This is a genomic window from Streptomyces sp. NPDC048637 (assembly GCF_040650675.1).
GTDB lineage: Bacteria > Actinomycetota > Actinomycetes > Streptomycetales > Streptomycetaceae > Streptomyces.
Map to the genome: position 1 here is coordinate 1 of NZ_JBEZHQ010000077.1, position 10,696 is coordinate 10,696.

Below are 10,696 nucleotides of genomic sequence, written 5' to 3' on the forward strand. Positions count from 1 at the left end.
CCCTGACGGCCTGGCGGACATGGACGGCCGGTTCCGGTGAACCGGCCGGCCGCGCCCCTCAGGCCGCCAGATCCTTGTCCCGCTCCTTGTTGCCGCGCCGCATCGCCGATCCCGTGGCCACCACGCGGCTGCCGTCGCCGTCCTGCCCCGCGGGGCCGTCCACGCCCGCCTCGACGCCCGGCGCGCGCACCAGCCACGCCAGCTTCGACCGGCCGATCGCCGTCGTCAGCGGCACCAGCAGCGCCTGCGCGAGCGGCGCGAGCAGCAGCGCGACGGCGGTGCCCAGCGCGAAGCCGCCGACCACGTCGGTCGGGTAGTGCACGCCCATGTAGACGCGGCAGAAGCCCTCGGCGAGCGCCAGCAGAATCCCGATCAGGCCGAACTTCCGGTGGGCGACGAACAGACCGACCCCGACCGCCATGGTGAGCGTCGCGTGGTCGCTCACGAACGAGAAGTCGCTCTTGCCGGGGATCAGTACTTCCAGTCCGGCGTGGTCCTTGAACGGCCGTGGCCGTTCAACGAACGACCGGATCGGGATATTGGCCAGCAGGGCGATGCCCGCCGCCAGCGGCGCCCAGACCAGGCCCGCGACGGCGGCCGGTGCGCCCGGCCTGCGGCGCGCGGACCACCAGGCGATCAGACACAGCACGGCGAGGCCGGCGATGATGCCGTACTCACCGATGTACTCCATGGCCTTGTTGACCCAGTGGGGGGCGTCCTTCGCGAGGCCGTTGATGCCGTCGAGCACGTCGACGTCGGGGTTCGGCCCCTCGAGTGCGAGTCCAGCCATCTGCAGCGGCCCCTTATCTTTCGCGCGCGCGAGCGCCTTCGTGTGCTGCCTGCCCCCGTGGTCGTCGAGCGTGTGCGGTGCCAAGCGCTGCTACGTCCCCACGCCAAGGAAACGCGATGTCCGCCCCGGGCGTTCCACTCTCTACCGGATGATCACCAGGACGTTATCGAAGCTTGACTCATCACCGCAGTTCAGGGCCCTATGTTCACGCAGCGTTCGTACCGGGCAGCGCTTTTGCGCCATCCGACGTGACGCGGGTCGCACCGATGTAATCCGGCGTATCGATCTTGTCGAACCGGATCACGGCCCCGGTGTACGGCGCGTTGATCATGTACCCGCCCCCCACATAGATCCCCACATGGTGGATCGAGCGCGGGTCCTTCAGGTCGTAGGCGAAGAACACCAGATCGCCCGGGAGCAGCTCGTTCCGCTTCGGATGCGGCCCGGCGTTCCACTGGTCGTTCGCCACCCGGGGCAGCTTGATGCCCACCGAGTCGTACGCGGCCTGGGTCAGCCCGGAACAGTCGAACCGGCCGCCCTGTGCCGCGGTCCCCGTGCCACCCCACAGATAGCGCGTACCGAGCCGCTGCTGCGCGAAGTAGATGGCGGCCGCCGCCTGCCGCGACGGCTCCACCCGCCCCGACGGCGCCTCGAAGCTCTTCGCCAGCGTCGTGATCGTCTTCACATAGTTCTGTGTCTCGCGGTACGGCGGCACCCCGTTGTACTGGATGACGCGGTACGCCCCGGCGTTGTACGCGGCGAGCATGTTGTGCGTGGCGTTGCCCGGTGCGCGCTTCACATAGCTCGCCAGCTCGCAGTCGTACGAGGCCGCCGACGGAATCGCGTCCTCCGGGTCCCATACGTCCTTCTTGCCGTCGCCGTTCCCGTCGACGCCATGGGTCTGCCAGGTCCCCGGGATGAACTGCGCCATGCCCTGTGCGGCCGCCGGACTCTGCGCCTTGGGGTTCCACCCGCTCTCCTGGTAGAGCTGCGCCGCCAGCAGCGCGGGACTTATCGCCGGACAGAGCGTCCCCCACTTCTGCACCAGCTGCTGGTACTCGGCCGGCACCGAACCCTTCGCCAGCCCGAGCGCCCGGCCGCCGGCCCCGGCCAGCCCGGCCGCCGCCATATACGTACCGATCACCAGCAGCCCGAGCAGGCAGAGCACCAGCCCCGCCCCGAGCCCACCGGCCACCCAGAATTTCCGCACCCCCCAACCCTCCCCCATTCAGCCCCGGTTCACTGCCTTTTTCCGGCCGCTCCCGCGCGCCCCGCCGCACCGGGTGCCGCACGGCGGGGCATGACACGGCGCAGGGGGCGCGCCGGCCGGGGTGCGATTCCGCTCACGGCGACGCCCGTACGCCGCCGGATGGGCGACACTGCACAGGAGCCCCGAGACAGGACGCGAGCCGTGGACCCGAACAATCAGAAGCAGATGAGCCGCCACCTGTGGTGGCGCGTCGCCTATTTCCTGTTCGCCATCCACCTCGTGGCGCTCGTCATGATCTTCGCCATGTCCCACGCCCCGAAGTAGCCACACACCCGGCCACGACAGGCATCCGAACGGACTACGCCCGGTCCGGTGCGCCGGACCGGCCACCACCGCCCCGATGATCATTGCTCAGGGTTATCCCCCGTGATACACACGGTGAGACCAGTCGGTTCAATGGAGGGCGTGCGCCCACAGGCACACCCCACCCGCACGGGATCCTTCAAAGAAAGCCGCCAAGTCGACAGCTGACGGCCCATTTGTCAGCGAAGATAGAGACTGACCTGTGCCGCGCCGGCACGGGGAGACAACTACCCATCAAGGGGCGGTGAGTTCACACATGTTCATTGCGGCCGAAAAAGGCGACATCACCACCATCATCGGCGGAATCGCCCCGGACTGGGGGCCGTTCGGGAGCCTGGGCAACGAGGCCCGCGTGATGATCGAAGTGGTCATGGCGGTGGCGATCCTGCTGTGCCTCGGCATCGCGATCTGGGGCGCCGCCAAACAGCGCATCGGCGCCACCGCGCTGCGCGACACCTTCAGCGCCGAACAAGGCAAGGGCCTGATCGTGGCCGGCCTGACCGGCGTCTTCATCATCGGCTCCCTGGGGACGCTGTTCACCATCGTCTACGGCATGGCGGTCTAGACCACACCCAGCCCTGCCGCCGGCCCCCGTCCGTCCCCACGGCACCCCCGTGCGCCCCCGCCCACCATCTCTCCGCCGTCCCGTGCCTCCACTCGCTTCCACCGGCCCCACCTCCCCTGCCGAGGCGACATGCTGACGCCTGCTCACGCCGGCCCGACGGAACCGCAGCACGCCCTCATCACCCCCGCCACCAGCGGACCGATTGGGCCGAGCCCTGCGCGGGGACAGGTGGATCCGGGGGAAAGAAGGTGCAAGAAGGCGACCGGCAACCGCGGAGCAGGCGATGCGCACAAATAACCCAGAGTCCCCCATTCGCCTCTGCCGTACCGCATCTGAGGACCCGTCACGGTGAGATGTACTCGTACCGCTGCACCCGAGCCGCCGCCCGCGCGGCTACGGTCATATGAGGGCGGCACACAACGGCACACAACGGCACGCACGGCGACGGCGGCAGAGGGGGCACAGGCGCGATGAGTCTCAGTGACGACGGCGGCTACGGCGACGGACACCGCGGTCCCGAGACGGGCCAGACCCGGACCAGACTTCCCGACAACGACGGCGACATCTACGGCTCGGGACGGCGGTCCCGGACCGGCCTCTCCAGCCGCAACCTCGTCACGATCGTCGGCGTGATCGTCCTGCTGCTCGCGGCCATCGCCTTCGCCAACCGCGGCGGCAGCGGCAACAGCGAAACCGCCTCGAACGACTCCCCCAAGGACCCCGGCCGCACCCAGCCCACCGCCCCCACCGGCACCAAGGCCGTCAGCGGCAAGACCGGAGGCATTGCGTCGGGGTTCGCCAAGACGGAGCAGGGGGCGCAGTCGGCGGCGGCGAATTATGCGGTGGCGCTCTCCAGCAGCGGGATGTACCAGTCCGGCGAGCGGGACGCGATCGTCGACGCCGTCTACACCTCCCCGGTGGCCGCAGCCCGCAAGGAGAGCCTGCGCAAGGTCTACACGGACCCCAAGTTCCTCGGCCGGGTCGGCCTCAAGGCGGACGGCAGCACACCGGGCGGAATGACCTTCGTGTCCCGGGCGAATCCGGTCGGGACGAAGACCGAGAAGTTCGAGGGCACCACCGCTACGGTCGCGGTCTGGTACTCCACCCTGTTCGGCCTCGCCGGCACGGGTTCCCAGAACCCGGTCACGGAGAGCTGGTACACGTCCACGATGCAGTTGCAGTGGGTCAACGGCGACTGGAAGCTCGCCGGTTTCACACAGAAGGCCGGGCCGGCCCCGATCGGCGGCGACCAGGCCGCTGCGACGGCCAAGGACATGTCCAAGGCCGTCCAAGGGTTCGGAGGGTTCACGTATGCGAGGTAACAACCGACGCCGCGCCCTCACCGTCGCCTCGGCGCTGAGCGGTCTGCAGGCCACCCTGGTGGTCCTCTCGGCCCGCGCGTTCGCGGCGCCCTCTCCCAAACCGAGCGAGGGCGCCTGCAGTCTGCTCTCGGACAAGGCCAGGGAACTCTGTGAAAAGCGGGGCGGGGACAGCGGCAGCACGCCCGGTCCGGGCGGCGGCGGCCTCACCGATAACAACCCCCTCGACCCCCTCGAATCCCTCGCCAAAGGCTGTGCCAAAGCGGCCGCCTGGATCGTCACGAAGTTGTCGGAGGCCGTGAAGGCCACCTCTCAGGTGGACTTCACCAACGCCGCGTTCTTGCGTCAGTACGCCGTCGTCTTCGCCGCCTCCACCGTGCTCACGCTCGTCCTGTGGCTGCTGGCCGTCGCCAAGCGCGCGGTGCGCGGCGTCCGGCTGACGGAGGCGATCAGTGAAGCGGTCGGATTCCTCTGGCTGACCGTCCTGGCCTCCGCCTTCACCCCGCTCATCCTGTACACGATCGTCTCGGCGACCGACGGGGTCACCGAGATCATCGCGAAGGGGACAGGGGCGCAGACCGACACCTTCTTCGGGGCCTTCTCGCAAGCGCTCACGAAGGGCACCGACATCGGCGGCGGCCCGATCATGCTGATCGTGGTGTCACTGGTCTCCGTGCTCGCCGCCGGTGTGCTGTGGCTGGAGCTGGTGATCCGGGCCGCGCTGCTGTACGTCGGGGCGCTGCTAGGCACGGTCGTCTACGCCGGGCTGGTCGACAAGAACATGTGGGGGCATGTGCGCCGCTGGGCGGGCATCATGATCGCGGTGATCCTGGTGAAGCCGGTCATTGTGATCGTGCTCGGCGTCGCCGGTGCGCTGTCCCACGACAAGGGCCCGAACGCCTTCTCCGCGGTCGTCTCCGGCCTCTCGATCATCGTCCTCGCCATCTTCGCCAGCGCGGTGATCTACCGCTTCGTCCCCGGCTTCGGCGACGAGATGGTCTCGGCCCGTACGAACAAGGGCCGGGCCACCGACGGCAGCCAGGCCGCCGCGATGATCTCCTCGCCCGCCGCACTGGTCTCCCAGGGCATCAAGACCCACAGCTCCCGCAGCTCCGGCGGGGACGGCGGGCAGGCGCAGGGCGGCCAGTCCCGGCCGGCCGACTCGGTGGCCGGCGGCGTCGCCGCGCACAGCTCCCGCGGCGGCCGCTCCCCGGCCCCCGCCACCCCCGCTCCCCGTACGAACCCCCATCCCGGCCCAAGCGGCAGCTCCCGCACCGGCAAGACAGCAGGAGGTGAGGGTCGTTGAGTACGCAGTCCCACCCGATCGCCCCGCGTCGCACCTATCTGATCGGCCGCGCCCGGCCCAACGCGATCGTCGGCAAGAACCGCGAGACCGGTGAGATCGCGCTGATCATCGCGGGCGCGTTCCTCGGCATGATGTGCGGGCTGCTGGTGCCCATGCTGCCGCTGCGGATCGTGTCCCTGACCGGCTTCCCGATGCTGGGGCTCGCCGTCGTCTACGTGCCGTACAAGGGCCGGACGTTCTACAAGTGGTTCGAGATCCGGCGCAGCTTCCGCCGGACGGCCCGCCGCGGCGCCACCTACCGCTCCGGCACCGCCGAGGCGGGCGTCCGGCTGGACGGCCGGGAGGTCGAGATCGGCCCGCCGCCCGGCATCGGACGGATCAACTGGCTGTCCGCGCCGTTCGGCCCGGACGAGATCGCGGTGCTCCTGCACGCCGACCGCAAGACGGTGACGGCGGCCATCGAGATCGAGGGGCCGGGCGTCGGCCTGCGGGACAGTGAGGACCAGGAGGCGCTGGTCGACCGTTTCGGGACGCTGCTCAAGCATGTGGCCAACGGGGACGGCTTTGTGACCCGGCTGCAGATGCTGGCGCGGACGCTGCCCGCCGACCCGGACGCACACGCCAAGGACGTCGCCCAGCGCGGCGACCGCTCCTCCCCGGTGTGGCTGCAGGAGTCCTACGACCAGCTCCAGTCGATGGTCTCCACCTCCTCCGAGCAGCACCGCGCCTACCTCGTCGCCTGTATGCACTACACCCGCGAGCTGGCCACCGAGGCACAGACCATGGCCCGCGCCGCGCGGATGCACCAGGGCGGGCTGCTGCGCAAGAAGCTGGACCGGGACGCCGGTCTCGCCGTGGTCATGGCCCGTGAGCTCACCGATATCTGCGCCCGGCTCGCCGAGGCCGACATCCGGGTGCGCCAGCCGCTCGGCCAGGCCCGGCTCGCCTCCCTCGTGCACTCCATGTACGACCCGGACCACCCCATCGACCACATCCAGGCGATGAGCAAGCGCAACGCCTGGCCGGCCGAGCTGGATGCGATGGAGCCGACGTATCTGCAGGCCAAGACGCGGGAGTCGACGACCCGCGCACCGTGGTGCCATGCCACCGCCTGGGTCAAGGAGTGGCCGCTGACCCCGGTGGGCGTCAACTTCCTCGCGCCCCTCCTGGTGCACACCCCGGATGTGATCCGTACGGTCGCGGTCTGCATGGACCTCGAACCCACCGAAATCGCCATCGAGCGGATGCTGACGGAGAAGACGAACGACGACGCGGAGGCCAGCCGCGCGGCGAAGATGAACCGGGTGGTGGACCCGCGCGATGTCGCGCACCACGGCCGGGTGGACCAGCGGGGCGAGGACCTGGCGTCCGGTGCCGCCGGCGTCAACCTCGTCGGCTACCTCACGGTGTCCTCCCGCTCGCCCGAGGCGCTCGCGCGCGACAAGCGCACCATCCGCGCCTCGGCCGGCAAGTCCTACCTCAAGCTGGAGTGGTGCGACCGCGAGCACCACCGGGCGTTCGTCAACACCCTGCCGTTCGCGACCGGGATCCGCCGCTAAAGCCGCTGGGAGGCGCGTACGTCATGGCCATGATCGATCCGCTCGGAGCGCTCACCGAGGCGTTCACCAGCTTCCTGTTCGGGAAGGTGGAGACGACCCGGCTGCCCGTACGCACCTCCACCGGCCAGGCCCAGGCGGTCTATCTGCCCACCGCGGCCCCCGGTCTCGGCGACTCCGGCGTGATCATCGGCCGTGAGGTCTACAGCGGCAAGGGATACATCTACGACCCGTTCCAGCTCTACGGACAACAGCTGCCGGCCCCGCACTGGCTGGTCCTCGGCGAGTCCGGCAACGGCAAGTCGGCGCTGGAGAAGACCTACGTCCTGCGGCAGTTGAGGTTCCGGGACCGTCAGGTCGTGGTGCTGGACGCCCAGGGCGAGGACGGCGTCGGCGAATGGAATCTCATCGCCCAGGAGCTGGGGATAACTCCCATCCGCCTCGACCCGACCGCCGCCCTCAACGGCGGAATCCGCCTCAACCCCCTCGACCCGTCGATCACCGCCACCGGCCAGCTGGCCCTGCTGCGCACGATCATCGAGGTCGCGATGGGCCACGGCCTGGACGAACGCTCCGGCTTCGCCCTCAAGGTCGCGCACGCCTATGTGACCGACACCATCACCCACCGGCAGCCCGTCCTGACCGACATCGTCGAGCAGCTGCGGCACCCGGAGGCGGAGTCGGCCGAGGCGATGAACGTCGACATAGACGACGTCCGGGCCTGGGGTCTGGACGTGGCGCTGGTGCTCGACCGGCTCGTCGACGGTGACCTGCGCGGCATGTTCGACGGCCCAACCTCGGCGGGCATCGACCTCGACGCACCGCTGATCGTCTTCGACCTGTCGCACATCGACCGCAACTCCATCGCGATGCCGATCCTGATGGCGATCGTCGGCGTCTGGCTGGAGCACACCTGGATCCGCCCCGACCGCAAGAAGCGCATCTTCCTGGTGGAAGAGGCCTGGCACATCATCAACTCGCCGTTCGTGGCACAGCTCTTCCAGCGGCTGCTGAAGTTCGGCCGACGGCTCGGCCTGTCCTTCGTGGCCGTCGTCCACCACCTCAGCGACGTGGTCGACGGCGCCGCCGCCCGGGAAGCCGCGGCGATCCTCAAGATGGCCTCGACCCGCACCATCTACGCCCAGAAGGCCGACGAGGCACGCGCCACCGGCCGGGTACTCGGCCTGCCACGGTGGGCCGTCGAGATCATCCCGACCCTCACCCCCGGCATCGCGGTCTGGGACGTCAACGGCAATGTCCAGGTCGTCAAACACCTCATCACCGAGGCCGAACGCCCGCTGGTCTTCACCGACCGGGCGATGACCGAGGCGTCCGCGATGAGCGAGGCATCCGCGATGCCGACGGACGAGGCGCGCGCCGTCCAGGCGGCGGCGGACGCCGAGGCCGAGGCACGCGCCGAGGCCATGGCGATGGAGCGGCAGTGGAGAGACGAGTCGAGCGAGACGGTGGCGTGACCCGCGGATACGACGACGAACGAGGTGCCGGCCGGGGCCGGGGACACGGCGTCCCCGACTCCCTGCTGGTCGGGCTGCTCGCCTTCCTGCTGGGCCTGACCGTGCTGGTGTGGACGGCGACCGGACTGGCCGGCCTGTTCGCGCACGGCGCCTGGCCCACGGGAGTCACCTACTCCGGTACGCCGATGGCGCTGCGGCATCTGGTCTCCGCGCCGCACGACATGGCCGCCGCCTGGCCCGGCACCCCCAAGGGCCAGCTCTCGGGTTACGGCCTCTTCTGGGGCATCCTCATCGGTGAGCTGATGGTGCTGCTGGTTCTGGTGATCTTCACGCTGGGGACGGTCACCCGCTACCGCGCCGTACGGGCGGCCCGCCGGGCGAAGGCCCGGGAGGCCCGGGAAGCCCGTCTGACGGACCAGGAGACACGGGAGGCGGAACGGGAGGCGAGGGAGGCCCGAGCAGCGCGAGCGGCCCGGGAGGCGGCCCGGGAGACCGTCCCTGCCGCCCAGGAGCCCGCGGCCCCCAGCGAGGACGCCCCGGCCACACCGGCCGTCCCTGCCCCGCCGCCCCTCGACACCGCGGCCGCCGGCCCCGTCCCGGAGCAACGCACCGCACCCCCGCTCACACCCGCCACCGCTGCCACCCCCGAACCCACCCTCCCCCGCGTCCAGTTCACCACCGACCGTGCCGCCGCCCTCGCGACATCCGTCGCCACCGCGGCCGCCGCCCCGGGCCCGCTGATCGTCGCCACGACGGACCCCGGCATCTGGGCCGAGACCAAGGACGCCCGCGCCAAGCTCGGCCCGCTGCTGACCTACGACCCGACCCACCGCCTCGACACCCCGGCCCGGCTCCGCTGGTCACCGACCTCCGGCTGTACGGACCTCGCCACCGCCACCACCCGTGCCGCCGCCCTGCTGGCCCCCGTACGCCCGGCCGGCGCCCTGGACTCGGCGGTCGCGGACGCCGCCCAGACACTGCTGCGCTGCTGGTTGCACGCCGCCGCGGTGGACGGCCGCCCGTTCCGCCAGCTGCACCGCTGGGCGCACGCCACCGGCGCCGCCCAGGAACCCGTACGCATCCTGCGCACCAGCCCCAAGGCCTCCGCCGGCCAGGCCGGCGAGCTGGAGTCGGTGCTCACGGCACATCCCGAACGCCGGGAGGCCTCCCAGTCGTTGATCGGCCGGGCGCTGACCGCCCTCTCCTCGATCCACATCCGGGATGCCTGCACCCCCCTTCGAGCAGATTCGGTCCTTCTCGAATCATTTATCGATGAGGGGGGAACGCTTTACGTGGTAGGCGAGCCCATCGAGGATCCGCGTACCGACCCGGGTGCGATGCCGCTGCTCACCGCACTCCTCTCAAGCGTGGTCGAGCACGGCCGCCGCATGGCCGAACGGTCATCTGACGGTCGGCTCGACCCACCACTCACCCTCGTTCTGGACGACATCGCGGCCCTCGCCCCGCTGCCCGCCCTTCCCGGCCTGCTCGAAACGGGCCGCGGCCGCGGCCTGCTGACCCTGGCGACCATGCGCTCCCAGGAACAGGCCCGCGCCCGCTGGCCCCACCACTCCCTACGGGTCTGACTCCCGCCGGCCGAGGCATTCCGCCGCGCCATCCGGTGCCTGGTGGTGAGGTGAGGTGAGGGCGTGAGGTGAAAATGACCGCCACCGGGACGCTCCGCAACCGGCAGTCCCCCGGGGGCAGGCGCACCACCCACGACCTACCGGGCGCCCCTCCCCTCGGGCCCTCAGTCACGAAGCAACTGCACGGCGAACCGCACCAGTTGCTCATCCATCGCGGCCGACCGGCGGCCGGCGCTCCCCGACCGCAGCAGCGCCGCCCCCTCGACCAGCGCCACAAAGGTCTCCGCCAGGGAACGCCCCTTCGCCCCTCCAGCGCCGGCCCACCGTGCGCCACCCGACGCGCCCACCCCTCCGCCAGAGGAAACCACCCGTCCCCATAACGCAAAAATGCCTCGTTCCCCGAGTCGAAACTCGGGGAACGAGGCATTTTCAAAATTTGTTCGGCGGCGTCCTACTCTCCCACAGGGTCCCCCCTGCAGTACCATCGGCGCTGAAAGGCTTAGCTTCCGGGTTCGGAATGTAACCG

The 10,696-nt window shown here is 70.4% G+C and carries 9 protein-coding genes and 1 rRNA gene; 7 read left to right on the top strand and 3 right to left on the bottom strand.

Translation table 11 applies throughout. From position 1 onward, the window contains the following. Positions 1-58: 58 nt before the first annotated feature. A complete protein-coding gene (locus AB0C46_RS40305) occupies positions 59-790 on the bottom strand; it encodes a phosphatase PAP2 family protein (RefSeq protein ID WP_362834107.1) in 732 nt (243 codons plus the stop codon). Positions 791-995: 205 nt separating this feature from the next. Then, on the bottom strand, positions 996-2,000 hold the full coding sequence (locus AB0C46_RS40310) for a bifunctional lytic transglycosylase/C40 family peptidase (RefSeq protein WP_362834108.1): 1,005 nt from the start codon (positions 1,998-2,000) through the stop codon (positions 996-998). A 201-nt stretch (positions 2,001-2,201) separates the two neighbouring features. Here AB0C46_RS40310 and AB0C46_RS40315 point away from each other — a divergent pair, with 201 nt between their 5' ends. The 7 genes from AB0C46_RS40315 to AB0C46_RS40345 all read left to right on the top strand — a co-directional run bounded on the left by AB0C46_RS40315 (position 2,202) and on the right by AB0C46_RS40345 (position 10,170). Further along, the gene (locus tag AB0C46_RS40315) at positions 2,202-2,324 is read left to right on the top strand and encodes a hypothetical protein (protein ID WP_362834109.1); all 123 of its coding nucleotides are present in this window, start codon (positions 2,202-2,204) and stop codon (positions 2,322-2,324) included. A 295-nt stretch (positions 2,325-2,619) separates the two neighbouring features. Next, the gene (locus AB0C46_RS40320) at positions 2,620-2,928 is read left to right on the top strand and encodes a hypothetical protein (RefSeq protein ID WP_006603970.1); all 309 of its coding nucleotides are present in this window, start codon (positions 2,620-2,622) and stop codon (positions 2,926-2,928) included. A gap of 470 nt (positions 2,929-3,398) precedes the next feature. Then, entirely contained in the window at positions 3,399-4,250 is an 852-nt protein-coding gene (locus AB0C46_RS40325; protein WP_362834110.1) for a hypothetical protein, read from the top strand. Beyond that, complete coding sequence (locus tag AB0C46_RS40330) at positions 4,240-5,553, top strand: hypothetical protein (protein ID WP_362834111.1); 1,314 nt, start codon at positions 4,240-4,242, stop codon at positions 5,551-5,553. The genes AB0C46_RS40325 and AB0C46_RS40330 overlap by 11 nt, the downstream gene beginning before the upstream one ends. Continuing rightward, positions 5,550-7,112, top strand: a complete 1,563-nt coding sequence (locus AB0C46_RS40335; RefSeq protein WP_362834112.1) for an SCO6880 family protein — start codon at positions 5,550-5,552, stop codon at positions 7,110-7,112. Before AB0C46_RS40330 ends, AB0C46_RS40335 begins: the two co-directional genes overlap by 4 nt. Positions 7,113-7,141: 29 nt before the next feature. Continuing rightward, entirely contained in the window at positions 7,142-8,584 is a 1,443-nt protein-coding gene (locus AB0C46_RS40340; protein ID WP_362834113.1) for an ATP-binding protein, read from the top strand. Beyond that, on the top strand, positions 8,581-10,170 hold the full coding sequence (locus tag AB0C46_RS40345; RefSeq protein WP_362834114.1) for a type VI secretion protein: 1,590 nt from the start codon (positions 8,581-8,583) through the stop codon (positions 10,168-10,170). The genes AB0C46_RS40340 and AB0C46_RS40345 overlap by 4 nt, the downstream gene beginning before the upstream one ends. 438 nt (positions 10,171-10,608) lie before the next feature. On the opposite strand, the gene rrf is transcribed toward AB0C46_RS40345, so the two are convergent. After that, positions 10,609-10,696 (bottom strand): 5S ribosomal RNA (gene rrf / locus AB0C46_RS40350); the annotation flags it as partial.

Coding starts and splice junctions, on each gene's coding strand:
- AB0C46_RS40305 (WP_362834107.1), bottom strand. CDS start 790: ATGGCTGGACTCGCACTCGAGGGGCCGAACCCCGACGTCGACGTGCTC.
- AB0C46_RS40320 (WP_006603970.1), top strand. CDS start 2,620: ATGTTCATTGCGGCCGAAAAAGGCGACATCACCACCATCATCGGCGGA.
- AB0C46_RS40325 (WP_362834110.1), top strand. CDS start 3,399: ATGAGTCTCAGTGACGACGGCGGCTACGGCGACGGACACCGCGGTCCC.
- AB0C46_RS40330 (WP_362834111.1), top strand. CDS start 4,240: ATGCGAGGTAACAACCGACGCCGCGCCCTCACCGTCGCCTCGGCGCTG.
- AB0C46_RS40340 (WP_362834113.1), top strand. CDS start 7,142: ATGATCGATCCGCTCGGAGCGCTCACCGAGGCGTTCACCAGCTTCCTG.